We start from the raw sequence: 25,968 nt of genomic DNA, 5'->3' as shown, positions 1-25,968 counted from the left end.
TCCGCGCCGCCGCGCGGGTTGATGCGGTCGGCCGGATGCCGAGCGGCCGGCCCGGTGTCGATGCGGTCAGGCTCCCTGAGGAACCGACCGCATCGACACCGAACCGACCGCTCCGCGTCGGGCCGACCGCACCGTCCGTGGGTCAGCCGCAGGCCAGGGATCCGGCGGACGGCGGTGAGCCGTTGCCGATGAAGCCGAAGCTGGTGCTCTGGCCGGCCCCGAGGTTGCCGTTCCACGACACGTTGGAGACGGTCGACCCGGACAGCGTCCCGTTCCAGATCTGGCTCACGGAGATCCCGCCGGACAGCGTCACGGACCAGCCGCTGATCGCCGACGAGCCGGCGGTGACGGCGACCTCTCCCTGGTAGCCGCCCTGCCACGAGTTCACGATCCGCAGGTCCGCCGAGCAGTCACCGGCAGGGAACGTCGGGTCCTCCGTGGGATCCTCGGTCGGGTCCTCGGTGGGGTCGTCCGTCGGGTCGGTCGTGCCCCCGGCGTTGAGCGCGTCGAGGGTGGAGTAGTACGCCTGCTTCTTGTTGCCGTTCCCGTCGAACAGCAGCGGCGTGCCCTGGGAGCGCCAGGAGTCGGAGTCGCGCACACCCCACACCGTGATGCCGGTGCAGCGGGAGACCGCGAGGCAGTCCTCCACGACCCGGCGGTAGGTGTCGGCCTGCTGCTGCCCGGAACCCTCGATGTCGAGCTCGGTGATCTGCACGTCCACGCCCAGGTCGGCGAAGCTCTGCAGCGTCGTGCGGTAGTTGTTCGGGTAGGGGCTGCCCGAGTTGAAGTGCGACTGGAGCCCGATGCAGTCGATCGGCACGCCGCGCTGCTTGAAGTCCCGGACCAGGTTGTAGGCCGCCTGCGTCTTGGCCCAGCTCCAGTTGTCGATGTTGTAGTCGTTGTAGCAGAGCTTGGCGCCCGGGTCGGCGGCGCGGGCGGCGCGGAACGCGGCCTCGATCCAGTCGTTCCCCGTGCGCTGCAGGTTGGAGTCGCGCCGGGCGCCGGTGCCGCCGTCGGCGAACGCCTCGTTGACGACGTCCCAGGAGTGGATCTTGCCGCGGTAGTGGGTAGCGACCTGGGTGACGTGGTTGAGCATGGCCTGGCGCAGCGCCGGGCCCTCCATGTTCTGCATCCAGCCCGGCTGCTGGGAGTGCCAGGCGAGGGTGTGGCCGCGCAGTTGCTTGCCGTTCTGCAGGGCCCAGTTCGCGATCTGGTCGCCCCGGGAGAAGTTGAACTGGCCCTGGTTGGGCTCGGTGGCGTCGAGCTTCATCTCGTTCTCGGCCGTGATCATGGTGAACTCGCGGTTCGCGATGGTCGTGTACTGCGAGTCGCTGAGCCTCTGGCCGGCGATGGCGGTGCCGAAGTAGCGGCCGGACTCGGCGGCGGCCTCGCCCAGCGTGTCACTGGCGGCCTGGGCCGATGTCGACATCGCGATACCACCGGCGAGCACTGTCGCGAGCGCCAGGGCTCCCGCTGCCCAGGCTGCCCGGCGCCGTGGCGGCGCGGTGCGGTGATTCATCTCGTCCTCCTCGTCGAGCGACACGGCCGCGGCGTGCGGCCGTAGCACGAGGATGGATGGAAAACGTTATCGGAGCGAGGGCGCTAAACGGTTCGACCCCACCGACCCACCCGAAGCCCTCGTCGGTGCCGCGGGTTCGGGCAAGGGCGCTCACGCGTCCGTCGGGAACCCGACCGCCGTGATCTCGCTGGCCCCGTCGGCCCAGAGCCGCAGCACCGACAGCGACGCCGGCGGGATGCGGATGCGTGACCAGTGCGACGCCGGTGCGCCCATCGCCTGTCCCACGGCCGTCCGGATCTGCGCCGCGTGCCCCACGATCACCACGGTGCGCCCCACGCCGCCGTCGACCAGCGCCTGCATCCCGTCCCACACTCGCGCCCCCACCTGCGCGTACGACTCACCGCGCGGCGGCACGAACGTCCCGGTGCTGTGCCACAGGTGCAGCTCGCCGGGCCAGCCGGCCTCGATCTGCGCGGCCGTGAGGCCCTCCCAGTCGCCGAACCGGCACTCCGCGAACTGGTCCTCCACGGAGACCGGCAGTCCGAGGCGGCGCCCGACGGCGCCCGCCGTCTCCCGGGCGCGGACCATCGGTGAGGCGACCACCAGCGACGGCCGCGGCACGTCGGACCACAGCCCGCGACGGTCGCGGCCGATCCGGAACACGGCGTCCGCCGCCTCCGCCGCCTGACCCTTCCCCCGCGTGGAGAGGGACGGGCCGGGCACGTCGGACCCGGAGTAGGCGCCGTTCTCGGTCATGGACGTCACCCCGTGCCGCACCAGCACGGCGGTGAGCGGCAGCGCGCCGTCGAACCGGCTCACCGAGCCGGGGGGACGTACGTGGGTGTCGTAGCCGGGTGCGTGCGCCGTGGGGTCCGACGTCGCCATCACGCGTCCCGGACGAGGATCCGGCCGCACTCCTCGCACGTCACGACCTGCTCGGGGGCGGCGGACCGCGCGGCGGCCAGGTCCCCGGGGTTGAGCTCCAGGCGGCAGCCCTCACAGCGTCCCTCGCGGAGCGCGGCGGCGCCGAGGCCGCCCTGATGGGCGCGGATGCGGTCGTACATCGCGATCAGCCCGGTGTCGACCTGCTCCGCCAGCTTGTCCCGCTCGGCGGTGACCGTCGTGGCCTCCGCGTCGATCTCGGCCCAGGCGGCGTCGCGCTCGGCCCCGGCGGCGTCGCGGTCCGCGGCGAGCGCGTCGTACGCGGCGGTGACCTTGGTCAGCGCCTCCTCGTGCGCCTCGAGGCGCTCCATGACGTCGAGCTCGACCTCCTCGAGCGCACCCTGACGCCGGGTGAGCGAGGCGATCTCGTCGGTGAGGGCGACGGCGTCCTTGGCCCCGACGGAGCCGGACTCGAGCCGCTGCCGGTCGCGTGCGGCGCGAGCGCGCACCTGTTCGACGTCGGCCTCCGCCTTCGTCAGCTCCCGCTTCAGGTCGGCGACCGCCGTGCGGGACTCGACCAGCGAGCCGTTCAGGTCCTTGATCTGCCCCTCCAGCTCGGCGATACGGGCCAGCGACGGGTGGTTGCGCTTCGAGTGGGCGAGCTGCTGGAGGCGGGTGTCCAGTGCCTGAACCTCCAGGAGCTTGCGCTGGTCGTCGGGGGGAGCAGTGGTCACCGCTGGGGTCCTCTCGCAGGGCGGGCTGGTTCGCGGGTCGTTCGGGGGTGCGGCGGCGCGGTCCCGGCGGGGCGCCTCGTGGCGTCGTCGGCGGTGCTACCCGGCGCGACCTCTGGGCAACGCTACCGCGCGACGCCGGTCCACGGGTCGGTCACGATGTCGCTGACCCGGGTCTCCACGCCGGGCAGGCCGCCGGAGGCGAGTCCCGCGGCCAGGTCCTCGGCCGCGTACGCGAGCCAGGGCCATTCGCTCGCGAAGTGCGCGGTGTCGACGAGGAACGGCGTGCCGCCCGCCTCCGGGCGCCCCGTCGCGAAGGCCTCGAAGCGCGCGCGTTCCCGCAGCTCGGAGGCGGGGTGGTGGCGCAGGTCGGAGGTGACGTACACGTCGGCGTCGGCGGCGCGGACGTCGTCGAACAACGAGTCCCCGGATCCGCCGACGACGGCGGCCGTGCGGACCATGGCCCCGGGGTCGCCCGAGAACCGGATGCCCTGGGCGGTCGCGGGCAGGGCGTCGGCGACGCGCCGGGCGAAGTCGCGCAGCGTGACGGGTTCGGTGAGCGTGCCGACGCGGCCGATCCCGATCTCGGCGTCCGCGGTTCCGGCGTCGTCGGTCCCGGGGGCTCCGGCCGGCGTGGTCCTGGCCAGGGTGGCGGCGCGCGCCTTCGCGACGAGGGGGCGGCGTTCCGCGATCCCGACGCGGTCGGCCAGCGCGTCGGCGACGCCGCGCGGCGCGGCGTCGGCGTTGGTGTGGGCGACGTGCAGCGCGCACCCGGAGGTGACCAGCCGGTGCACGACGGAGCCCTTGAACGTGGTGGCGGCCACGGAGTGCGTGCCGCGCAGGAACAGCGGGTGGTGGGTGACGAGCAGGTCGGCGCCCCACTCGAGGGCCTCGTCGACGACGTCGGCCACGGGGTCGACGGCGAACAGCACCCGCCGCACCTCGGCGACGGGATCCCCGGCGACCAGCCCGACGGCGTCCCACCCCTCGGCGGTACCGGGCGGGTACAGCCCGTCGAGCACGCGGACGACGTCGGCCAGGCTGGATGCGGAACTCACGACGGTGAGCCTACTTCCTGCGGGGCGGGGCGACCGCTGGGTGTCGGCCGGCGTCGGATCAGCGGAGGACCAGTTCCAGGGTTTGCGGGGAACTCGGACGCGACGGCGGGGTGAGGGTGGTCTCGACGAGGGTCTGGGTGTTGCCCGTGGTGACCTCCGTGAGGATCACCCGGCCCTCCAGCTCGCGGGCGGCGGCGAGCACCTCGGTGGCCGACGTCGGCTCCTCCGCCCGCCGCAGCAGGTGCCCGGCCAGCACGCCGCGGGTGTGCTTCGCGTTGTGCGACACCACGGATCGCCTGCCGCCGACCTCGCGGACCACACGGACCGTGAGCCACTCCGCGGCGCCGGGCCCGGCGGTGGCGGGCTTCCACGCGGCCGCATAGGTCGCGGACCGGCAGTCGACGACGACGTCGTCCGCGGCGTGCGGTCCCAGCTCCGTGGCCAGGGCCGGCTTCCACGCCGCGGCCAGCGGGCCGACGTCGGGCAGCGACACCCCCATGGAGAGGCGGTAGGCGGGGATGCGGTCGCCGGGCGCGACGGCGCCCCACAGGCCGGAGAAGATCCGCACGGTCCGGGCGGCGCGTTCCGCGGCGCCGCCGGCGAGCGCGGCGAGCCCGGCCGCGCCGTACAGCACGCCCGTGTACACGCCGGCGGCGGGCCCGGCGGGCGCGTCCTTGAGGTGCACGTTGCGCGCCACCTCCCCGGCGAGGTTCGGGCTGACGCCGAGGACCTCGGTCGCGTCGTCACGCGCGGAGACGGCCGCGAGCGCGTCGAGCACGGTCCGGCGCTGCGCCGTCAGCCCGGGGTGGGCGAGTGCGGTGAGGTCGACGGGGCCGGCGTCGTCGGGCGCGGGGGTCTTGCCCTCGGACGGTGGGAGGAGGAGAAGCACCGCACGAGTCTAGGTCGACACGGCGGGGGACGCCGCGTACGCGTGAGGCGTCGTGGAGGAGGAATGGGCGCGGCGCCAGGGTTGCGCAACGGGGGCGGCGCCGGGGAGACGTCGTGCGGTCGACGCGGACTCCGAAGAAAATCGCGTGGGCGGCTCGGCGTGGACGTCGCGGCCCTGCCCGGGGCGGCGCTACGCGTAGAAGCCCTCGCGCAGGTTGATCCCGTGCTCGACCCACGCCTTCATCGCGGCGAGCATCCCCGTCCAGCCCTCGCAGTTGCCGAAGGCGTGCTTCGCGCCGAGCTCCGTGGCGTTCCACGACTCCTCGGTGATGGTCACGAGCGTGCGGGCGCCGTCGTCGATCGGGGCGAACGTGAACGTCGTGCGGGTGGTGCCGGTGTCGTTGGCCCCGGGGGCGGCATCCCACTCGATGACGATGCGCTCCGGCGGCGTGGCCTCGACCACGGTCACGGGGAAGCGGCCCGGGAAGTCGGCGAAGTCCCAGGACACGCCGGCACCGGGTTCGAGGCGGCCCCGCGCGCCCGCGGTGGTGAAGTAGCGGGAGAGCTGCTCGGGGTCGGCGACGGCCTCGTAGACCTCGGCGGGCGGGCGCGCGATGCGGCCCGAGACGGTGAAGGAGAGGGCGCCCAGTGCGGCGGCGCCGGCCGTGTGGTTCTCAGACATGTTGTAAGATTACAACATGTCTGAAGCGGAGAACAGTGCTGACGATCTCGTCTTCAAGGCACTGGCCGCGCCGGTGCGGCGGCGGATGCTCGACGTGCTGCGCACGGCGCCGCGCACGACGGGGGAGCTCTGCGCGCACTTCCCGGAGCTCGACCGCACCACCGTGCTGCAGCACCTGCGGGTCCTCGAGCGGGCCGAGCTCGTGACCGGCGAGCGGCAGGGGAGGGAGCGCCGTCTGACACTGGCGCCGCTGCCGATCAAGCGCATCCACGACCGCTGGATCGGGGACTACGCGCGGGCCGCTGTCCAGCTCCTGGACGACCTGGACAGGGGTTAGGACGCCGGTCAGCCGTCGAGGTCGGCGGCGGTGATCGTCTGGTCCGCGGGCGGGGCCACGATCTCGGCGGGCGGCGTGTCGTAGACGATGTCCATCGTGTGGACGAGCGTCTGCCCGGGCACCGGTGCCGGGATGATCGTGCGGAGGGGCAGGTCGTTCGCGTCGAGGAAGTACTCGACGTCGATCGATCCCGTCCTGGCCGCCGCAGCGTCGAACCCGAGCGCCGTGAGGTCCGCGGCCGCCAGGTCCACCGTGACGACGTAATGGTGCGTCTCGGCACCGCCGACGATCTCCGTGCCACGGTCCTCGACGGCTGTGACGGCGCCGTCCAGGGCGACCGTCCGGGCGTACACGTTCATGTCGGTGAACTGCTCGTCCCGGAACGCGTAACCGGGGTCCGGGTCCGTGAGATGGAGATACTTGCCGCCGGTCTCCTGGTCCCTCGCCCAGATGTTCTCGTCGTCGAGCTTGATGAGATCCTCGTCGAGGTCGGTCGTCATCTGGATCGCGACGGCGTCCGGCACCTCGCCGTACACCGCCCTGCCCTCGAACGTGGTCGCGACGCCGGAACCCTCTCCGGCAAGCGAGCCCGAGTACTCGGCCTCGAACGTCGTCGTCGCGGTGTTCGAGAGTGCCGTCGAGGTGCGTTCCACGAAGTTGTCGGCCGTCACCGTGTCAGAGCCCGGACCCGCGGCGGCGGCCTCCTCGTCCTGCACGGGCGCCGTGCTGGTGGACGTCGCCGACGTCCCGTCGTCGGGCGAACCTGCCGTGTCTCCCTGGCACGCGGTCAGGGTGGCGGTCGTCGCCCCCGCGATCAGCAGGACGGCGAGCCTGTGGGTGATGCGCATCGGGTATGTCTCCTTGGTCTGCCAGACTCCGCACCGTCTCGGTGCGCTCGGCGAACGTCTGACCAGGAGGTTCTCTCACGGCAGGGGTGAATTGCGCAAGGAAAGGCGCCGTGGTCGGTTACACGGACGGGCGGACGGTCCGCGCATCGTCGACGCCGGCGCGTGGTGCGGCGGCGAAGCCGCGGGCCAGGGGGATCAGGACCAGGACCAGGACCATGGGAAGAGCGAAGCCGATGCGCAGGGTCCCGGTGCTGATCAGACCGGTGACGACGGCGCCGAGGAGCGCGCCGACGTAGTTGAGCTGGTTGAACCGCGCGACGACGACGTCGGCCCGGGCGCGGTCACCGCCCGCGATCCGGCCCGCGGCGGAGAAGCTCAGCGGCGCGACCGCGCCGAGCCCCAGGCCGGTGGCGAAGAATCCCGCGGCCGCGACCGGCCACGACGGGGCGAGGACGACGGCGGCGAGCCCGGCGAACGCGATCATCGCGCCCGTCCGCACGATGGCGGGCGCGCCGAAGCGGGCGGTGAGCCGGTCGCCCGCGAGCCGGACCAGCCAGGTGGCCGCGAGGTAGGGCAGGGTCGCGAGGGCGAGCAGGTGCTCCGGTGCGGCCAGATCGCGGTAGAGGAAGAGCGGGCCCCAGGCCTGCGTGGCGGAGTCGACCAGGTAGAAGATGAGGAACGCGATCCCGGCCGGAGCGATGGCGGCCCACCGGACGGCGCCGGTGGGAGCGCCGGCGGCCGCAGGGCCGTCGGCCGTGGGGGCGGCTGTGCCGGACGCGGAGCGCGCGTCCGGGGAGAGCGCGCCCGGACCGGCGTCGGACATGGCGGGCGCGGACGGTGTCGGGGTCGTGCCGGGCATGACGACCGGACTCGGGGTGCCCTTCGGAAGGAGTCCAGGGGTGCTGCCGGGCAGGAATCCGGGAGGAGCGCTCGGCGTGGCGGACGATCCGAGGGCCGTGCCCGGCGTGGCGACGGGCGACGCGGCTGATCCGGGACCGGCGTCAAAGGCCGGGAGGCTGCGGCCCTGCAGCGGCGTGAACGCCGCGAGGAGGGGGACGACGGCGAAGAGCACGCCCGCGTTCAGCGGCAGGGTGGCCACCCCGGCGAGCGATACGCCGGTGGCGACGAGCCCGCCGAGCGTCCACGCACCCTGCGACGACGGCAGGATGGGGCGGCCGTAGCGGCGTTCCAGCGTGACGGCCTGCATGTTCGAGCCGGCATCCACCATGCCGAGTGCGATCCCGTACAGGACCATCCCGGCCGCGAGCCCCACCAGGTTGCCGGTGGCGAACATGAGTGCCAGGGCCGGAACCATGGTCACGAGTCCCGTGCGCAGGGCGGCGGCGCTTCCCGCGCCGCGGGCCACCGCCTCGGCGATCGCGGAGCCGACGGCGGCCGCCAGCACCATACCCAGCAGGAACATCGAGAACACGCCGGGGTCGAGGCCGAACGTGCCGACGATCTTCGGGATGAACAGCGTGGCGCTGACGAACACGAAACCCTGCGCGAAGAAGGCGGCGAGCACCGCCGCGCGGTTCAGGCGCAGGCTGTCGGGGCCCGTGGGGAGCGTCGTCATGCGGGGCATCCAACCACTGCGGCACGGTGCCTGGATAGGGGTGGATCCTCGCGGGCTTGCGGGCTCCGGTATTCTGGCCTGCGCGGACGAGCCGGTCGGACGGCCGCGTCGTCGGTGGCCCGGGAAACCGGAAGCGTCGGCGCCGAGGAACGTCCGGGCTCCACAGAGCAGGGTGGTGGCTAACGGCCACCCGGGGTAACTCGCGGGAAAGTGCCACAGAAAACAGACCGCCGACGCCGGGCGACCGGCGGCGGTAAGGGTGAAACGGCGGTGTAAGAGACCACCAGCGCCCCTGGTGACAGGGGCGGCTCGGTAAACCCCACCCGGAGCAAGGTCAGACAGGGAGTGCTGGAGGGCTGCTCGCCCGAGCTCCCGGGTAGACCGCTCGAGCCCAGCGGCAACGCTGGGCCTAGATGGATGGCCGTCGCCCGCACGGGGGCAACCCCGCGCGGGACACAGAACCCGGCGTACGGGCCGGCTCGTCCGCTTTCATCCCGGCCCTTGGCTGACTTGCTAGGAACGGGGGCTGCCGTGGCCGTTGCGCCCATGGCTCACCACAGGCTCAGTGAGGGTCTTCGGGCATGGTGTCGGGAACGGGTTCATGGGAGCCGCAGCCGAAGACGATCGTGTAGCCGTCCGGATCGCGAACCGCGACGTTCTTGAACGTCATGCCGTTGTCGTGTGTCGCGGCGACCGGACCGAACGCGATCCGTGCGCCGCGCTCGCGCAGTTCGCTGACCAGGGGTTCAAAGTCGGCGAAGTCGACGAACACGTAGGTGTCCCAGCCCTGTTCGGGGCCCTGCCAGTCGGTGGGGTAGGTGTCGCGTTCGGCTGGTCGGGGATTGGGGCGGACGTGCGCGGGCACCTCGGCCTGCTGCAGCAGCAGGTTCAGCCCGCCGCGCACTGCGTGACCCCAGTCGTCGACCTCGCAGCCGAGCACGTCGCGGTAGTAGGCCAGTGAGTCCCACAGGTCGGTGACAAGCCGCACCTGGCGGGCCTGATGGATCGTGACGCCGTTCATGGGCTGACGTGACTCCGCCATCTCAGCGGTCCACGACGAGCAGGGTGTTGCCATCGGGGTCGGTGGCGGTGAACCAGAAGCACGTCTCGTCGTCGCCGTGCACGTCGCCGGGCTTGCTGCCTGCCTCGGTGAGGCGGTCACGCACGGCTGCGAGGTCGTCCGCCACGAGGTTGAACGGCGCCCAGTCCAGTCCGGGCTCGACGGCGATGCCGCTGGCCGGGCCGAGGAGCGTCAGCCTGCGGCCCGGCTCGCCGGTCTCCAGGACAGCCGCATGGTCTTCGCGGCTGATCGGGTGCAGGTCGAAGGTCTTGGCGTACCAGTCGGCGGCCGACCGGGTGTCGTGGACGGGCAGGAAGGCACTACCAATCTGTGTCATGGCGCGAGCGTAAGCGAGCACACTGACATCACAGCCTCAGCGCAGCCTCGCGACCGGAACGACGATGCCATCCACAGTTCGATTCGCATGGCGTTCCGCACCCGACGACGAGCGTGGGTTTATCAGCACCGATCTTGAAGCGTTTGCCGCGTTGCTTCCGGACTTGGAGCGGCGCGAGATCGAGGGGGTAGCCAGTCCATGGAAAGTCCACAACATGTCCGGCACCAGCCCGATCCAGCCAGCACTGGCCAACGCGGAATCCGCGAGATTCCAACGATCCCAACGCGGCCAGTGCCAGCCGTCCTCCAGGTCCGACTTCGAGCTGTACCACGACATCTCTGGTTGGGACGGCTGGTGGGACGTTGTGACACTCCAGGGGACCGCTTCATCAGCCGGTCGGTCGAGTCCACTCCGCGGTTTCCAGTTCGGGGTGTTCTCGTATCTGGTCGATCAGGGCTTTGCTTCCCCAGATGCAGGTCGAGGTGATGTCCCAGTCGGTCATCACGAACCACGACCGGTCTGCCGGCCAGAGGTTCGACGGCGTCGCGTCGAGCCGGATGGCGAGGTCCTTGACCGTGTCCAGCCTTCCGGCGAAGAGCGTCGGAGAGTCGTAGTTGTTCGCGGGAACCTGGCCGTAGAAGGCGAAGGCCTGACCGGATCCACCGTCGTCCGTATGTGCCGCAAGTGTCGAGAGAAGCCCTGCGAGCGACGCCTCGTCGAGCGAGCCCTCGGGCGGCGCGAAGATCGACGCCGACCACGAGCCGTCGCGTAGCGCCCGGTCGTTCGGCGGGAAGCCTCCCGCAGCAAGCCGGATATCCATCGACGGCCCGAAGTGATCTCGCCAGTACAGCCGGGTCCACTCGACGCTCGGGCGTTCGACCCAGCCCAGTGGCGTCCCGGAGTCGACCGTCGCGGCGCTCAGATCGATCCCTGCGACAACGTCGGGCTCCATCAGTCCGCGTGCTATCGCGTCCTTCTCCACATCGTCGTGCGTGCCAAGCCCTCGGAGTTCGTCGTTCTCGTACATCGCGTGGAGAACCCAGGTGGCGTCCTCGAAGCCATCCGGAGCCCAGTAGCCCGTGAGCGGGCACTCTTGTCCATCCAGCCAGGCCAAAGCTGAAGGCGTGTCGGCGACCGGCACCCAGGTCGTGTCCGCCGTCATGCCCATCCCTTCCACCGGCCGCGGAGCTTCTCGCGGGCCGCGTGGCGGATTCTCTTGGAGGAGCCGCTTTCGGCGATGTCGGAGAGGACGAGGTCTGAGGTCGTGTGTTCGATGATGCGGCGCTGGCACCAGAGTGTGAGTTCGGGAAGTTCGGCGGCGATCTTTCGGGGTCGGTCTGCGATCTCTCGGATGAGAGCCCACTCGCGCAGTCGCTGCTCCGCGAACGCCCGGTCGTGGTCGCTCTGAATCAGGTCGACCCAGGTTCGTCCTTCGGCCTCGTCCACGTACTTGAGCGTTTCGACCACGATCTGGCGCACGCGATCTTCGCCCTCGCTGATCGCCTCCCGGATGAGTGGGCGCAGGTCTTCGTGAGAGATGGCAGTCCAGTACACCTGCCAGCGCTCGTGCTCGTCGTGAACGTCGGTGATGTGCGCGCCGACGGCATGGGCAATCTGCTCGAAGACCTCGGCACCTCGAGCGGTCAGGGCCGGCAGGTCGGAGCGTCGGGTCGTCAGCCGTAGCTGTTGGCTCCCGTTGTACCCGATCACGACGGCGCGGAGTCGATCTCCGATCGGCGGATAGTCCTCAGGGCTGCCGATCGGCTCGTCGCTGATCGCAGGCACGTTCACATTGCCGAACTGGTCGACGCCATCCACCCAGACGCCCAACCCGTACGGGTGGTGGCACACCACCGTCACGTCGACCAGAGTTCCTTCCGCGATCTCGTCGGCTGGGCGGGGTGAGTAGCGCCGGTCGTGCAGGTCGATGACCTTCCCGGTCGGGACATCCTCCACGACCTGTTCGGAGTACCGGCCTCGGGCGTTCAGCACATGCAGCGCCGGAGCGGCGACCTGACTGATCCGCCATGGCCATCCCGAGGCGATCAGCCCGTCCGCATCCAGGCCGGCGGCTTCGCCGCGGGAGATCATCAGCATCTTCTGCACCTCGGTGAGCAGCCCGACCTCAGCCGCCGTGAAGACGGTCGACGCACACCAGTTCCAGTTCTCGATGCCGCCGCTCCACTCGAAGAACGACGTATAGAAGGCCTCGACGCCGACCTGGCGAACACCTTGATCGCCTGCCGCCAGCACTTTGAGCACATCCATCATCTGATTGCGACGCCGCTGCTCGTCGAGACGCCCGGTGATGCCAGTAGTCGGCTCGATGACGACGTCGCCACCGGCTGGCGGTAGAGGGAGCCATTCGAGTTCCTGGAGACCTGGCACGTCACTGACCGGGCCGACTGCGACCAGAGTGTTGTCGCGGACGTACAGGGCGATGCGCCCCTCGTGGTCGCAGGACGGGCACTCGCACAGCCAGGCATCCACGACCACGTCGGACACGGCACGATCGCCCACGTCGCTGCGGCCCCATCGCAGCACGTCACCGAGGCCGTAGCGGTACTGCCACACGGCGCCGTACCGGAACTGGACCTCCCGTGGCGCGACCACAAGGCATGAGGGGCACTCGACCGTCACATCGAGCGAGTTGAACAATCCCATGTCACTCCGCGACGTAGCCCTGCTCGCCAAGCCACTCCGCGAGCAGATCGAGCGCGAGGGTGCATGCCTGCTCGTTCTCCTCGACGGTCAGCTCGTCGCTCCGCACATCCGGGCGCCCGGGACCTGCGACGTGCCGCACGATGTGCGACTCCCAGGTGATGTTCCGCCCGGCGGCGCCCAGGCGAGCAGTCAGCCACCGCGAGAGTCCGTGAAGGTCTGTCCTCAGCGTCCACAGAGATCCCGACACGAACGCAGCGAGCGTCGAGAATGAGTCGTCCGAGACGAACATGCTGCGTCGCAGGCGCAGGTGATGCACCAGCGTGGCGGGATTGTCGAAGAGCCACCGGTCGGGCCTGTCACGGGGATCTTCTGGTGCTCCCGGACCCGACCAGCCTGCCGTGAGGTCGGTGGCGACGACGGTGATCGTGCCGCCGGTGAACGCCAACTCGTGACGGACAACGCCCTCGCCGTCGGGCAGGATCTCGTCGACCAGCAGATTGGAGCGTGGCTGTCCGCTGTGGTCGCCGTCGGACTCCACCGACCTCACGCCCTCGTACCGCAGGACGAACTCGGGCGGAGCACCGCCGTATGCCGCCAGGACCAGGGTGACCACGACGCCGTCGTCGGTGAACCGCGTGGACATCCGGTCGAACGACGCACTCCGCGGACACCACTGGTGGCTGAAGTCGTAATGCTCAGGGTGAGTCGCGAAAGCCCGCGCACCGGGCGGAAGCTCATCGGCATGCTCGCCGAGCCAGTCCAGGTAGTCTCGCGGGTCCGTCCACGACCCGCCGCCGGTCGTCTCCACCTTCACGTAGTGCACACGGGAGTCTCCCACGCTCCACCGGACGGGCCCAGCAGCCTGCGAGGATCTGAGCATGTCATCGACCCCATCGGCCGGCCTGCCGCGGACTACGGTCCTGCTCTCACTCCAACGGGCGCTGTGGGATGCGGTCACGCCCAGCCTGCGGGGCGTGACGGTGCTCCTCGGTGAGTCCGGGATCGAGGGCCGCATGATCTACGACCACGATCCCGATGCCACGGATCGCGAGGACTGCTCGCTCGTGGAGACTCACGTCCTCGCCGACTTCCCCGACGATGTCGAGGTCAGACTGAACGCCGTCGCCGCCGTCTTACCCGAGGAGCGGACGCTGCTGGCCGGAGAAGAGTGGGTCTACCTGCGCAAGGAACCCGCACCACCGCAACCCTGGCATCCACACCCGAACCCAGCAGCAACACCGCTGCTGGACTCACCACGCATCCGCGACGAACTCGCGTCGTTCATCGACGAACTCGCCAGCACGAGCGCCGCATCGCCCGACGCCTGGGAGAACGCGACCCTGCCCGACTATCTTCACGCACTCGCCGCGTGGACCCGCGACCTGGACGGCTACTACCTGGGCAACGGCGAATCGGTACCCGAGACGCCTTCCTGGAACCTCGTCGCGCGGATGCTCCACGCCGCGACCACCTACGAGTAGAAGTAGAAGGGATGCAGTGTGGACCGGCACCAACTCCAGGACGCGTTCGACGAAATCTTCGACCAGGCCCTTGTCTTCCATGGCTACGTCGACTACATGAGGGACTACGACCTCTACATCTACGCGACCGCGGATCCGCGCACCGGAATCGCACCGGAACACCTGCGCTACCGGTTCACCCACTGTGTTCGCGCGACCGCGACCACGACTGTGCGGCGCGACGTCTGGGCGACGTCACTCGGCGATGAGTTCACCGACCACCTCGCCTGGGAGCGGGCCGGCGAACCGGACGGGTATGTCTGGGGCGTGCGGTGGCAGGCCCTCTACCCAGGAATCCGGCTTCTACCGGAGTCCGACGAGGCGGCACGATGGGCGTCCGAGCTGGGAGTCCCGTTCCACACGGCGCGCGTGGAGACGAACGCTCACGACATCGAACTGGTCTTCTCCGACCTCCGCATCGACCAGGTCGCCACCGGTCATGTCATCGTCGCGTTGGATGAGGCGCCGTGATGAGCTACCCGTACTTCGGCGTCGAGGGCTACCAGCCGGCCTATCGGCGTGGCCTCGCGACGATCGCGGAAACGCATCGACGGCGTCTTGCTGGACTCATTGGTCGGCGCCTCACTCGGGCGTGGCTGCTCTGGGATCGCGAGCGTGACGAGTGGTTCGCCGACGCGCCGGTGCTCTTGGAGTTTGACGGTGAGCAGGTCGAGGTTCAGCACCACAAGTTCGATGAGTTGTCACTCACCTGGAACACGGTCGACCCGGGCGGTCCTGTGCAGTTCGAGACCTTCGACCTGTGCTGGCGGAGCGACGCGGCGGCGGTCTTGTCGGGCCTCCAAGGTCAGTCCGTCAGGCAAGTCTCGTTGCTCGAATGGCGGGGCCGCGACATGGCTGGCGGCATGGTCGCTGTCCATCTCGTGTTCGACGGCGGGCAGGTGACCGTCTACAACGCGCTGGACGAGAACGGGCTGTCGTTCGACGACCCGCAGGCTGAGTACGCCTGGCATCGAATCGGCTGACACAGCGGATGTGCGCGCTGCTCGGCCGTGATGAGACCGACCGTGCCGTGCGAGGAGAGCGGCGGGTACACATTGGGTACACATGAGCACCGTCGGGGCCCGTCTGACGCCAGCTTCACCAACGCGCCGCGACCGCTGAGGAACCGCAAAATCCCAACGTTCTCGCGGTGCCCAACCAACCCGCTGGACACCGCGAGACATACCGCCCCACCCTCCAGGAGAACCCGGCGTACGGGCTGGCTCGTCCGCTCTTGACGGCCTGACCGCAGCAGACGCGGTGCCGTCCAGATCTCTCGAGCATTCGGGTCTCTACTCGTCCCAGGCGGTGAGCAGGCGGTCAGGCCCGATGATCGTCAGCCCGTCGAGCGACGCCGCGCTGCGGGACACCGCCACGAGTGGGGTCTCGTCCGTGGCTCCCGGCAACTGCGAGCGATGAACGACGAGTCGCGTGGCGTCACGGTGATCGAACGGCCGGTTCTCCAGCCACTTGATCGAGCCTACGAACGTCAGAGTCTTGGCGATCGGCTCGCGGTCGGCTCCGACCAGGTCGATCTCGGGGTCGTTGGTCCGCGTCCAGTAGCCCCCCACGACGTTGGTTCCGGGTGCGATCTCGTCATCCGCGAATCGCCAGAGTGCATCGCGGATCACGGGTTCGATCGCCCTGCCGCGCCAGGTCGTCCACTGCTTTCGCACGGTTTCGAACACTCGGTCACCACGTCCGCGTTCGATCTGAGCGATCCCAGGCTGGACGAAGGACAGCCAGAACCGGAGGTACGGGTCGTCGATCCAGTAGCGGGTCTCCTTGCTAGGCCTCGTCGACAGCGGCGTTCGAGCCACGACGGCGCGACGCTCGACGAGAAGCTGCAGCGATCGGTTCAAGACGTTCGGTCCGATGCCGGACGCTCGCGCGATCAGCGAGTAGGTACGCTCGCCATGCCCGATAGCCGAGAGGACCGATCTCGCCTGGGCTTCGGTGGGGAACTCGGCGGCCAGCGTGCGCTCACCGCTCACGAGGAGTGCCGACGTGGGGTCATGCAGCCCACGTTCCAGGTAGTTCCACAGCCCTTCTCCCGTGTCCCACTCGGTCAGGAGGAGAGGCAGCCCGCCCGTCACAAGGTACGCATCGAACGCGTCTGCGGCCTGGAGGCCAAGCATCGATGCGACGTCGGAGGGCGTCAAAGGTGGAACGATCAGTTCCGTGCCGCGCTGGTAGAAGGGGCGTCCATGGGTATTGAGGCGTTCCATCATCGCGATGTCGGACCCGATCAGCAGTAGCAGGACCGGCAGCTTCGACAGGGTTCTGTCGAACGCCTTCTGGAGTGCACCCTCGAACGCTGGGTCGTCACGGACGAGGTAGGGAAGCTCATCGATCACGACAATGCTCGGCGAGTCCTGTGGCAAGACCGACGCCAGGACACGGAACGCCGCGTCCCAGGTGGTGGGATCAGCAAAGTCTGCAGCGGACGCACCCTCCGGGAGATCTGAGACGGTGATTTCGTGGACGAAGCCCACCAGGTCCTCGTCCCGATTGCCGCCGACCGCGGTGAAGAAGACATGAGGTATGTCGGTCTGCTCGACGAACTGCTCCACGAGGCGTGACTTGCCGACGCGCCGTCGTCCACGGATCAGTACTGCTTGGCCGGCAGGTCCCCACCTGCTGGCACGCACCTTGCTGAGCTTGCCATCAAGGATGGCGAGCTCACGTTCGCGGCCGATGAACCCGTCCATAACGCTCCAGATACTCTCGTTGGTGAGAGTCTCATCGGAGAGACTCTCACCAACAAGAGTATCCCTCCGATCGCTTCGCGCAACCAGGCCCGAGCCGAGCGGCGCCACGAGACGGAACGCAGCAGCACGCATCCGAGGTAGGTGCCCAGATCGGATGAGTCACAACGTTGGCCACGGGGCGGGTCCAGCGGAGAGTGCCTGCGCGCCAGATGCTGGTGGGAGTCAGGTCGGCGAATGCGTCGTACCACCCGGGAAGCTCGTGCGCTGCGCGGTACGCGGTGGGATCAGCGAGCAGCTGAACTCCCCGGGCCTGGAGCCCGGTCGCGAGGCGTCCGTACGCGGCCGTGGGGATCATCCAGCCGCGGTACTACGTCGTCTGTCCCGCGTCGGACGCCGGAACCCGCCGTACCGCCGCCCGGATGTCCCCGGCGAGGATCGTCGTGGTCCACCACTGCGACATCCATGCCCGCCTGCCCTGCGGCGTCGGTCTCGCGCCCGTGCCGTTCCGATCGCCGCGTGAGGGAACTCACGCGGGCAAAAGGTTCACTTTACATGTTTGTGACAGCGTTGTCTAGGACAAGGTGGGCGAGTTGGCACATCCATCCATGCGTGAGTGAATCAAGCATTTTCCTTGCAGGGGCTGATCGGGTGCCCTAGCTTGTCCGTGGCCGGGTCCTGACCTGTCGATGGACGCGCCCTCCCGCTCGCGACTGTGCGCGGGTGAGTGAATCCTGCTGTCCTGCCCGGGAGCCCATCGTGACTCGCTCTGCCCTGTCCAGGTCATGGAACGGAACGTCCTCCGGCGTTGCCGGCCGGTCGATCACGTCACGCGGGCCTCCGGCCGCCGGAGAACGTCCGCCGTCGACGGGCGCGCCGAGGCCGACCGCGAGTGCGGTCGGCAGATCGCCTCCGTGTTCGCGCCCGCCAGGAGAGCTGGCGGCCCGCCCGAACACCCCCGGATCCTCGCCATCGGCCGCTGCCGACCGGCTGAACGGGCACGCCTGACGCACATGGTCGTCGAACCTGAAATCTAGTGACTCGCCTGCCGCGGGACTCGTCATGATAGTTAATCTTTGGGAGGTATTGATGCGCTTTCGTGTACTTGGCCCACTGGAGGTCCGGGACCGGGACCAGGGGCAGATCATTCCTCTGGCTGGAACGAAGCAACGCGCGACCCTTGGCGTGCTTCTGCTCCGTGCCAACAAGGTGGTGGCTACCAGCGCGCTGCTCGACGCGCTCTGGCCGGACGACGAGGCGCCGGTGACGGCGCGGAAGATCCTCCACAACGCGATCAGCGGGCTGCGCCGTGTCCTCACGGATCATGATCGGCAGGCGGGCCAGGCGACGCTCGTCACGCGGCCGCCCGGCTACCTCCTCATGGCCGACCAGGAAGACGTCGACCTGTACGTCTTCCATCGGCTGGTGGACGAGGGGCGCGCCGACCTGAGCCGGGGGCGCCCGGAGGGCGCGGTCGACACGTTGCGCCGGGCCCTGGACCTGTGGCGTGGGCCGGTGCTCAGCGACCTGGCGGAGGCCGGGATCTCCTGGCCCGAGCTGGTGGCCGTGCAGAACACGCGGCTGGACGTCCTGGAGGACTACTTCGACGCCGCGATGGCCTGTGGCCGGCAGCACGAGATCCTGCGCGAGCTCGAGATGATGGTGGAGAACGAGCCGCTCCGGGAGAGGGCCTGCACCCAATTGATGCTCGCGCTGTACCGCAGTGGCCGGCACGCCGACGCGCTCGATGTCTATGCCCGCATGCGCACCGCCCTCGTGAACGAGCTCGGCCTGGAGCCCAGCCAGAAGCTGCAGCTGCTCCAGCGGGCGATTCTCAATCACGACCCTGCGTTGTCAGGTGAGCCTGCGGGTGCGGGCGGCTCGGCGGCTGGAACCGGGGCGGGTGCGGTGGCCGTGGCGCACGCTCCCGCGTGGCCGCCGCTCCGACAGCCCGAGCAGGGGACGGCGCAGAACAGGAGAAGTGTGCTGCTGGTTCGGAGCGCGACGAATTCCGGGGCCGTGCCGGGAAGGGTCGACAGGTCCTGGGACGAGACGAGCGGCCTGGTGCGCAGGACCGTCCGCACGTTCGGAGGGGTGCCGACCGTCTCGTTCGGTTCGACATCGATGGCGGTCTTCGAGATGGGCCTGATGGGTGACGGTCCCTATCGCGCGGTGCGGGCCGGATGGGAGATCCGGCGGCAGCTGGACGCCGGCGACCAAGGCGCTCAGATCGCCGTCGCGACGGGAACGGCGTTGGTCCACAGTGCTCCGGAGCCGAACGGATGCCTGGTGGTCCGCGGGTCCGCGGTGGACACCTGCCAGGCCCTGCTCGCGGCGGCGGCCAGCGGTGAACTGCTCATCTGCTCCGAAACCCGCCGGGAGGCCGAGTTGCAGTTCACCTTCTCGTGCGATCCGGACGCCACGGAGGGCCGACTGGTCGCGAGTGCGGCAGCGGGCCTGACGGCCGGTCGCCCGGTGACGGGTGGGACGGCCGGTCACCCGGTGGGGGCGGCGGCCCCGGGAGTCAGAGCGGTATTGCCCGGGGCGCGGCGCGACCGTGGTCAGTAGTACTGGAGGTTTCGGTAATTCCTGCAGTTTCCGGGCGATGACCGGCTGGTGATGCGGGCCCCGCTACGTTGACCGCGATCCGGCATCTGGCGGTGGATCGTCGCAGGCACCACGAGCCAAGCATCGAGGCGCCTGCGAGCACACAAGACTTGCTCCCCAGAGGAGAGGCGCAATGAATCCACATGGCACTACGAGCGCTGTCGTGCTCGGCGGAGGGATCGCGGGGTTGTTCGCAACTCGCGTCCTGGCAGACCGCTACGACACGGTGACCCTGGTCGACCGGGATCACCTGACCGGGCCGAACCTGCTCCGGCGTGGCCTGCCCCAAGGACACCACCTGCACGGCCTGCTCTCACGGGGCCAGCAGATCACCGAGGAGCACTTTCCCGGTATCACCGACCAGATGGTCGCCGACGGCGCGGCGGTCGGGGACGCGTCCAACGACGTGCGATGGATCCTCAACGCCAAGCGGCTCGTGCAGACGGACTCCGGGCTGGTCTGCCTCACCGCGTCGCGGCCGTTCTTCGAGTCGCACATCCGTGACCGCGTCCTCGCGCTGCCGAACGTCGTGCTGTCGGAGCAGACGGACATCAGCCGGCTCGAGGTGAGTGACGACGGCAAGCACGTCCGTGGCCTCTGGGTGTTTCCCGAAGGTGAGCACGAGACCCTGCTGCCCGCGGACCTGGTCGTCGACGCCTCCGGCCGCGGCTCCCGCGCCCCGGTGTGGCTCGAGGACCTGGGCTACGAGAGGGTCCCGGAGGAGAAGCACAAGATCGGGATGGGCTACGCCACCCGGTACTACAAGATCCCGGACGAGGCGTTCGAGGGCGACATCTCGGTCAACACAGTCGCTTCCGTCGACGTCCCGCGCGGTTGCATCTGCCAGAAGATCGACGGCGGCCGGGCCATCGTGACCGCCTACGGCATCCTCGGCGACCACCCGCCGACGGACCCCGAGGGCTACCTCGACTTCATCAAGTCTCTCGCCGCCCCGGACATCTACCACATCCTCCAGAAGGCGGAGCCGCTCAACGACCCGGTCGCGTACAAGTTCCCCACGAACCTGCGCCGGCACTACGAGCTCATGTCCGACTTCCCGAGCGGCTTCCTGGTGATCGGCGACGCGGTCGCCAGCTTCAACCCCAGCTACGCCCAGGGCATGACGGTCGCCGCGCTGGATTCGATCGTGCTGCGCAAGCACGTCGCCGACGGCGGCCCCGTCGATCCCCTCGCCTACTTCAAGGACCTCGCCGAGGACGCCATCGACGGCTGCTGGGACATGGCAGTCAGCTCGGACCTCGCCTTCCCCGGGGTCGAAGGGGAGCGGACCCCCGAGATCACCGAGACGCACGAGTTCATCTCGAAGACCCAGGAGGCCGCCAGCCGGGACGCCGACGTGTCTCGCGCGTTCCAGCGCGTGATCGGCCTCGCGGACCACTACACCGTGCTGCACGAGCCGCACCTCGAGACCAAGATCCTGGGGGTCTGAGACACCGATGACACGTGAACAGATCTCACTCGGGGACCTCACCTTCGACGTGGACGTCGACGGCCCGGCGGACGGCCCCGTCGTCGTGCTCCTGCACGGCTTCCCGCACAGCCGGCGGTCCTGGACCGAGGTCGCGCCGCTCCTGCACGACGCCGGACTGCGTACCGTCGCTCCCGACCAGCGTGGCTATTCCGACGGCGCGAGGCCGGCCGACGTCGCGGACTACGCCCTGCCACTTCTCGCCGGCGACGTGCTCGGCATCCTCGACCGTCTCGAGATCGAGTCCGCGCACGTCGTGGGGCACGACTGGGGCGCGGCGGTCGCGTGGTACCTGGGCGCCAAGCATCCCGCGCGGGTGCGGAGCCTGGTCGCGCTGGCGATCCCCCACCTGGACGCCTACCAGCACGCCTTCCGCGTCGACGAAGAGCAGCAGCACGGCTCCCAGTACGTCGAGATGCTCATGGCGAGCGGCTCCGCCGAGCAGTTCCTGGCCGACGACTCCGCGCAGCTGCGGGCCTGGTTCGCGCAGGCGGGCGAGGGCGTCCTCACCCACGAGCAGGTGGAGAGGTACGTCCGCAAGCACTCCGACCCGGGCGTCCTGGACGCGGCGCTCAACTGGTACCGGGCGAACAACCTGCTCGGTGAGCCGTTCGGGTTCGGCACCGTCCCGGTACCCACCACATTCGTCTGGAGCCCGACCGATACCGCGGTCAGCAGGCTCTCGGTCACGAAGACGGAAGAGCACGTGACGGGCCGGTACCGGCTCGTCACCCTGCCCGAGACCTCGCACTGGCAGCCGCAGCAGGCACCCGAGGCGGTCGCCGCGGAGATCGTGCGGCTCGCCGAGGCCGAGCAGGGGGTCGGACGATGACCGAGGTGACACTCGAGGAACTCGCCGAACCCTATCTTCGCGGGGTGCTGGCCACCGCGGGCCTCGACGTCGAGTACGTCCGGGGAGAGGGCGACCGGCTCTACTACCGGCGTGGCGACGAGGAGGTCCCCGTCCTGGACTTCGTCGGTGGCTACGGGTCGACGATGCTCGGCCACAGCAACCCGGAGCTCGTCGCCTATGCGCAGGAGCTGCTGGCCGGCCACACGCCGATCCATGCCCAGTTCTCCCGTCACCCGTACGCCAACGAGGTCGCGGCCAGGCTGAATCGGATCATCCAGAGGGAGACGGGCTCGGACGAGCCCTACTTCGCGATCTTCGCGAACAGCGGCGCCGAGGCGATCGAGGCCGCGATGAAGCACGCGGAGCTGGAGCGCTACACCCGGATCGAGGGACTGCGCGCCGAGATCGGCGCGAACCTCGAGGCGGCAAAGGCGGCCGCCGCCGCCGGAACCGTCACGACGCGAGGGGTCGACGCCGTCGTCGCGGACGTCGTCGCGCACAACGAGGCGTTGATCGCCCAGACGCCGCTGTTCCTGGCACCGGTCGGGTCGTTCCACGGCAAGCTCGCGGGCAGCACGCAACTCACCTACAACCCGGTCTACCGGGCGGTGTTCTCGGCGCTCGCCGCGCAGGCCCGGTTCGTGCCGGTCGACGAGCCCGGCGCGGTGGACGACATCGTCCGCTCCGAGAGCCGAGAACTGCATGACGTGGTGGTGGAGGGTGACCGGATCGAGGTCGTCCGGAGGCCCTTCCCGAGGTTCTGTGCGGTGGTGCTGGAGCCGATCCTCGGTGAGGGCGGCATCCACGAGCTGCCGGAGACGTTCGTCCGCGACGTCCGGCGGGTGGCCACCGAGCTCGACATCCCGGTCGTCGTGGACGAGATCCAGAGCGGGATGGGTCGCACCGGCGCCTTCCTCGCGAGCAGTCACCTCGGTCTGCGGGGAGACTACTACGCCATGGCCAAGAGCCTGGGCGGCGGGATCGCCAAGGCCGCGGTGATGCTGGTGCGGGCCTCGCGCTACCAGACCAGCTTCGAGATGATGCACAGCTCGACGTTCGCGAAGGACAGCTTCTCGTGTCTGATCGCGGGCAAGGTGCTGGAGATGCTCGAAGCCGACGACGGCGGGGTCTACCGGGCGGCGCAGTCGCGCGGGACGGAGCTGCGGAGCGCGCTGCGCGGCCTGCAGGAGGAGTTCCCGGAGGTCCTCAAGGACGTGCGGGGACGCGGCCTGATGGTGGGCCTCGAGTTCTTCGAACAGGGCGACGCCACGTCCGAGACGCTGCGTGAACTGCACGGTTCCGGGTTCTTCGGCTACTTCCTGTCCGGGTACCTGCTCCGCGAGCACGGTATCCGCACGTTCCCCACCTCGAGTGCGGTGTACACGCTGCGCTTCGAACCGTCCGCGTACATCGGCGCCCCCGACATCGCGAGGCTCACCGAGGCGCTGCGCGAGCTGTGCCGACAGATCCGCGACACGGACGGCCGGCGGCTGGCCCCGATCGGCTGAGCTCGTGGCCGCCCTGCTCGCCACGAACACGAGAGACGAGGACGACATGCCCCTATCCGACGTCGAGGTCGTCAAGCCCGGCGACGAACGGTACACAGCACTGACTGCCAGCTTCAACGGCAGGTGGGCGGGAACGCCCGACTACGTCCTGGTGCCCGCCACGGCGGACGAAGCGGTCGACGCGGTCCAGCACGTGATCGACAACGGGGATCGGTTCGCGATCCACAGCAGTGGCGCGTGCTACGAGGACCTGCTCACCAACCAGGAGGTCCGCGCCCTCATCAGCACCTCGCAGCTGCGGTCGGTCGAGTTCGATCCGGAGCGGTCCGCGTTCGCCGTCGGACCCGGCATCTCGACGGTGGAACTCTATACGAGGCTGTACGAGGGCTGGCACGTCACCGTGCCCGCCGGGGCGGGGCCGCCGGTGGCGCTCGCCGGGCAGATGACCAACGCCGGGTACGGACCGCTGTCCCGGCAGCTCGGTCAGCTCGTCGACCACCTCGAGGCCGTCGAGGTGGTGGTCGTCGACGGCGACGGCCGCGCCCGCAAGGTCGTCGCGGGCCGGAACCCCGACGACGAGAACCATGACCTGTGGTGGGCCCACACCGGCGGCGGTGGCGGCACGTTCGGGCTGGTGACGAAGTTCTGGCTGCGTTCGCCGGACGCCGAGGGCGACGATCCCGCGGCCCAGCTGCCCCGCGCCCCGCGGGAACTGATCGTCTCGGAGACGGCGTGGTCGTGGGACGCGATGACGGAGAAGGCCTTCACCCGCCTGCTGAAGAACTTCAGCGCGTGGCACGAGGCCAACAGCGTTCCCGGCTCCCGGGCCGCCAACCTCTTCGGCGCGCTCAAGCCGCGCCATGTCTCGGCGGGCGAGTTCCTGATGTCGACGGAGCTCGATGCCGCGACGTCGGGCGCCGAGGAGCTGCTCGACGAGTTCCTCGCCGCGGTCGTCGAAGGCACCGGCCTGACCTACCGCGAGGAGCGCAGGACCGTGGACTGGCTCGGGCACGTGACCGCCTGGGCCGGCCTCGGCGGAGACGGCTGGGAGGGCAAGGGCCGCTTCAAGGCGAAGTCGGCCTACCTGCGGACCGCTTTCCCGGACGAGCAGCTGCGGGCGATCTACCGCCACCTGACCGACCCGGACTTCGACAACCCGGCGACCATGGTGGAGATCGGTGGCTACGGGGGAGCTGTCAACGCGATCGACGCGTCGGCCACCGCGGTCGGCCAGCGCGACTCGGTCCTGAGGCTGCTCTACCTGACGATGTGGGCCGACGAGGCCGACGACGCGGCGCACCTCGCGTGGCTGCGCCGCTGGTACGCCGACGTCCACGCGTCGACGGGAGGGGTGCCGGACCGTCGCGGTGCGGGCGACGGCGCGATCCTCAACTACATCGATGCGGACCTGCTCGACGAGACGCTGAACACCTCGGGCGTCGCCTGGCACGAGCTGTACTTCGGCAGCGCGTACCCGAGGCTGCAGCGGATCAAGTCGAGGTGGGATCCGCAGGATGTGTTCACCCACGCGCTCGCCGTCCGCCGGCCCGACTGAATCCCGTCCGCACCCGACCTCGAAGGAAGCCCATGTCGACCACAGAACACCCCGACTACCTCGCCGAGACCTACAGCAAGGCGCGAGCCCAGCTCGACGGGTCCCTGCCGGCCGCGCTCGACGGCTTCATGACCCGCTGGTTCGACGCGGTGAACGCGCAGGACATCGACGCACAACTCGAGATGTGCACGGACGACGTCTACGTCGAGGACCCGGCCATGCAAGGCCGCTTCACCCGCGGCAAGGACGAGTTCCGCCGCTTCGCCGAGATCACCTACAACGCGTTCCCGGACATGCAGTTCGCCGAGATCGGCGCACCGTATCTCGCGCTGGACGGCGACAGCCTCGCGGTGCGATGGCGCGGCACGGCTACTCTGACCGGCGACATCGTGGGCTGGCCCCCGGAGAACCCGGCTCCTCGCGTCGACGCCACCGGCAGGAAGTTCGACCTCGAGGGCTACGACATCTACCAGTTCTCCGGCGGCAGGATCTCCACCTGGTTGATCCGCTACGACAACCTCGAGATGGCGACACAGCTCGGCCTGCTCCCCGCGGCGTGACCGGGAGGCGTGCGGGTGGCCGTGCCCGGGTCGGGGCGCGGCCACCGTCGCGTCAGGCGGCCCGCAGCGCCTTCTGCAGCAGTGCCGTGAGCTGCTCACGTTCCGCGTCGTCGAGGTTCGCCGCGGCCGCCCTGGGGAACTCGAAGGACTGCTCGAACTCGCCGTACAGGTCGTCGCCACTGGGCGTGCGCACGATGTGCCGGGACCGTCTGTCCTCGGGATTGGGCTCGCGATGGACCAGGTCGCGAGCTTCGAGGCGAGCGACGATCTGCGTGATGTTGGAGGCGTCGCAGCGCAGTTCCTCGGCGAGCTCACCCATGCTGCGTCGGGTTTCGACGCGGCCGAGCACGCAGGCGTGGGCCGTGCTCATGTCGTGCTCGCTAGCGGCGGTCTCCCAGGCCTGGTTGTAGGCGTCGACGAACGTGAACATCGCCTGTTCGAGGGCGGTCGCGGCGTTCGCGGGGACAGATGGTACAGCCATATGGCGATGGTACGCCACGTACGTGAGTGACTAAAGCATGGTGCTTGATCCACTCAAGGAACTGTGGGAGGGTGTCCGTGAGCGACTCAAGTAATTCATGTTCAG

25 protein-coding genes and 1 other RNA gene are annotated in these 25,968 nt (G+C 69.7%); 11 read left to right on the top strand and 15 right to left on the bottom strand.

What is annotated here, in order from left to right:
- Positions 1-142: 142 nt before the first annotated feature.
- The 6 genes from IIE03_RS06740 to IIE03_RS06715 all read right to left on the bottom strand — a co-directional run bounded on the left by IIE03_RS06740 (position 143) and on the right by IIE03_RS06715 (position 5,760).
- Entirely contained in the window at positions 143-1,519 is a 1,377-nt protein-coding gene (locus IIE03_RS06740; RefSeq protein ID WP_192861980.1) for a glycoside hydrolase family 10 protein, read from the bottom strand.
- 150 nt (positions 1,520-1,669) lie between these two features.
- Positions 1,670-2,404 (bottom strand): histidine phosphatase family protein, encoded by a 735-nt coding sequence (locus IIE03_RS06735; protein ID WP_192861979.1) that lies wholly within the window; start codon positions 2,402-2,404, stop codon positions 1,670-1,672.
- Positions 2,404-3,135, bottom strand: coding sequence for a zinc ribbon domain-containing protein (locus tag IIE03_RS06730; RefSeq protein WP_192861978.1), 732 nt, complete (start codon positions 3,133-3,135; stop codon positions 2,404-2,406). The genes IIE03_RS06735 and IIE03_RS06730 overlap by 1 nt, the downstream gene beginning before the upstream one ends.
- A 122-nt stretch (positions 3,136-3,257) precedes the next feature.
- Positions 3,258-4,190 (bottom strand): Nif3-like dinuclear metal center hexameric protein, encoded by a 933-nt coding sequence (locus IIE03_RS06725; protein ID WP_192861977.1) that lies wholly within the window; start codon positions 4,188-4,190, stop codon positions 3,258-3,260.
- Positions 4,191-4,248: 58 nt separating this feature from the next.
- Positions 4,249-5,079 carry a YaaA family protein gene (locus tag IIE03_RS06720; protein WP_192861976.1) on the bottom strand — a complete coding sequence of 277 codons (831 nt, stop codon included), beginning with the start codon at positions 5,077-5,079 and terminating at the stop codon, positions 4,249-4,251.
- 189 nt (positions 5,080-5,268) lie between these two features.
- Positions 5,269-5,760: an SRPBCC domain-containing protein gene (locus IIE03_RS06715; RefSeq protein WP_192861975.1), complete on the bottom strand. Its 492-nt coding sequence runs from the start codon at positions 5,758-5,760 to the stop codon at positions 5,269-5,271.
- A gap of 16 nt (positions 5,761-5,776) precedes the next feature.
- On the opposite strand from IIE03_RS06715, the gene IIE03_RS06710 reads away from it, so the two are divergent.
- On the top strand, positions 5,777-6,097 hold the full coding sequence (locus IIE03_RS06710; protein ID WP_192861974.1) for an ArsR/SmtB family transcription factor: 321 nt from the start codon (positions 5,777-5,779) through the stop codon (positions 6,095-6,097).
- Between the two features lie 8 nt (positions 6,098-6,105).
- Here IIE03_RS06710 and IIE03_RS06705 read toward each other — a convergent pair whose 3' ends face one another.
- Entirely contained in the window at positions 6,106-6,945 is an 840-nt protein-coding gene (locus tag IIE03_RS06705) for a hypothetical protein (protein ID WP_192861973.1), read from the bottom strand.
- A gap of 118 nt (positions 6,946-7,063) precedes the next feature.
- Complete coding sequence (locus tag IIE03_RS06700) at positions 7,064-8,521, bottom strand: MFS transporter (protein WP_225997387.1); 1,458 nt, start codon at positions 8,519-8,521, stop codon at positions 7,064-7,066.
- Positions 8,522-8,608: 87 nt separating this feature from the next.
- Here IIE03_RS06700 and rnpB point away from each other — a divergent pair.
- Positions 8,609-9,007: RNase P RNA component class A (gene rnpB, locus IIE03_RS06695), an RNA gene on the top strand.
- 76 nt (positions 9,008-9,083) lie between these two features.
- On the opposite strand, the gene IIE03_RS06690 is transcribed toward rnpB, so the two are convergent.
- The 5 genes from IIE03_RS06690 to IIE03_RS06670 form a co-directional block, all read right to left on the bottom strand.
- Entirely contained in the window at positions 9,084-9,542 is a 459-nt protein-coding gene (locus tag IIE03_RS06690; RefSeq protein WP_192861972.1) for a VOC family protein, read from the bottom strand.
- Between the two features lie 22 nt (positions 9,543-9,564).
- The gene (locus IIE03_RS06685; RefSeq protein WP_192861971.1) at positions 9,565-9,918 is read right to left on the bottom strand and encodes a VOC family protein; all 354 of its coding nucleotides are present in this window, start codon (positions 9,916-9,918) and stop codon (positions 9,565-9,567) included.
- A gap of 388 nt (positions 9,919-10,306) precedes the next feature.
- Entirely contained in the window at positions 10,307-11,080 is a 774-nt protein-coding gene (locus IIE03_RS06680) for a hypothetical protein (protein ID WP_192861970.1), read from the bottom strand.
- Positions 11,077-12,582: a S1 domain-containing protein gene (locus IIE03_RS06675; RefSeq protein ID WP_192861969.1), complete on the bottom strand. Its 1,506-nt coding sequence runs from the start codon at positions 12,580-12,582 to the stop codon at positions 11,077-11,079. The genes IIE03_RS06680 and IIE03_RS06675 overlap by 4 nt, the downstream gene beginning before the upstream one ends.
- 1 nt (position 12,583) lies before the next feature.
- A complete protein-coding gene (locus IIE03_RS06670) occupies positions 12,584-13,405 on the bottom strand; it encodes a hypothetical protein (RefSeq protein ID WP_192861968.1) in 822 nt (273 codons plus the stop codon).
- Between the two features lie 55 nt (positions 13,406-13,460).
- On the opposite strand from IIE03_RS06670, the gene IIE03_RS06665 reads away from it, so the two are divergent.
- The 3 genes from IIE03_RS06665 to IIE03_RS06655 are packed head-to-tail and all read left to right on the top strand — an operon-like array spanning position 13,461 to position 15,085.
- Positions 13,461-14,063 (top strand): DUF7660 family protein, encoded by a 603-nt coding sequence (locus IIE03_RS06665; protein ID WP_192861967.1) that lies wholly within the window; start codon positions 13,461-13,463, stop codon positions 14,061-14,063.
- A gap of 18 nt (positions 14,064-14,081) precedes the next feature.
- Positions 14,082-14,573, top strand: a complete 492-nt coding sequence (locus IIE03_RS06660) for a YxiG-like protein (protein WP_192861966.1) — start codon at positions 14,082-14,084, stop codon at positions 14,571-14,573.
- On the top strand, positions 14,573-15,085 hold the full coding sequence (locus IIE03_RS06655; protein WP_192861965.1) for a hypothetical protein: 513 nt from the start codon (positions 14,573-14,575) through the stop codon (positions 15,083-15,085). Before IIE03_RS06660 ends, IIE03_RS06655 begins: the two co-directional genes overlap by 1 nt.
- A gap of 309 nt (positions 15,086-15,394) precedes the next feature.
- Here the strand turns inward: IIE03_RS06655 and IIE03_RS06650 are convergent, their stop codons facing one another.
- Positions 15,395-16,813, bottom strand: coding sequence for an ATP-binding protein (locus IIE03_RS06650; RefSeq protein ID WP_192861964.1), 1,419 nt, complete (start codon positions 16,811-16,813; stop codon positions 15,395-15,397).
- 1,059 nt (positions 16,814-17,872) lie between these two features.
- Here IIE03_RS06650 and IIE03_RS25680 point away from each other — a divergent pair.
- From IIE03_RS25680 to IIE03_RS06620, 6 genes are all read left to right on the top strand, one after another.
- A complete protein-coding gene (locus IIE03_RS25680) occupies positions 17,873-19,378 on the top strand; it encodes an AfsR/SARP family transcriptional regulator (RefSeq protein ID WP_318842844.1) in 1,506 nt (501 codons plus the stop codon).
- 172 nt (positions 19,379-19,550) lie between these two features.
- Entirely contained in the window at positions 19,551-20,867 is a 1,317-nt protein-coding gene (locus tag IIE03_RS06640; protein WP_192861963.1) for an FAD-dependent oxidoreductase, read from the top strand.
- A 7-nt stretch (positions 20,868-20,874) separates the two neighbouring features.
- A complete protein-coding gene (locus IIE03_RS06635) occupies positions 20,875-21,738 on the top strand; it encodes an alpha/beta fold hydrolase (RefSeq protein ID WP_192861962.1) in 864 nt (287 codons plus the stop codon).
- Positions 21,735-23,267, top strand: coding sequence for an aspartate aminotransferase family protein (locus tag IIE03_RS06630; RefSeq protein ID WP_192861961.1), 1,533 nt, complete (start codon positions 21,735-21,737; stop codon positions 23,265-23,267). The genes IIE03_RS06635 and IIE03_RS06630 overlap by 4 nt, the downstream gene beginning before the upstream one ends.
- 4 nt (positions 23,268-23,271) lie before the next feature.
- Positions 23,272-24,822: an FAD-binding oxidoreductase gene (locus tag IIE03_RS06625; protein ID WP_192861960.1), complete on the top strand. Its 1,551-nt coding sequence runs from the start codon at positions 23,272-23,274 to the stop codon at positions 24,820-24,822.
- A gap of 32 nt (positions 24,823-24,854) precedes the next feature.
- Entirely contained in the window at positions 24,855-25,382 is a 528-nt protein-coding gene (locus IIE03_RS06620) for an ester cyclase (RefSeq protein ID WP_192861959.1), read from the top strand.
- A 52-nt stretch (positions 25,383-25,434) separates the two neighbouring features.
- Here IIE03_RS06620 and IIE03_RS06615 read toward each other — a convergent pair whose 3' ends face one another.
- Entirely contained in the window at positions 25,435-25,863 is a 429-nt protein-coding gene (locus IIE03_RS06615; RefSeq protein WP_192861958.1) for a MarR family winged helix-turn-helix transcriptional regulator, read from the bottom strand.
- Positions 25,864-25,968 lie beyond the last annotated feature (105 nt).

This window comes from Myceligenerans pegani, assembly GCF_014892515.1.
GTDB classification, from domain to species: domain Bacteria; phylum Actinomycetota; class Actinomycetes; order Actinomycetales; family Cellulomonadaceae; genus Myceligenerans; species Myceligenerans pegani.
This window is presented reverse-complemented; position numbering and strand designations above follow the sequence as displayed.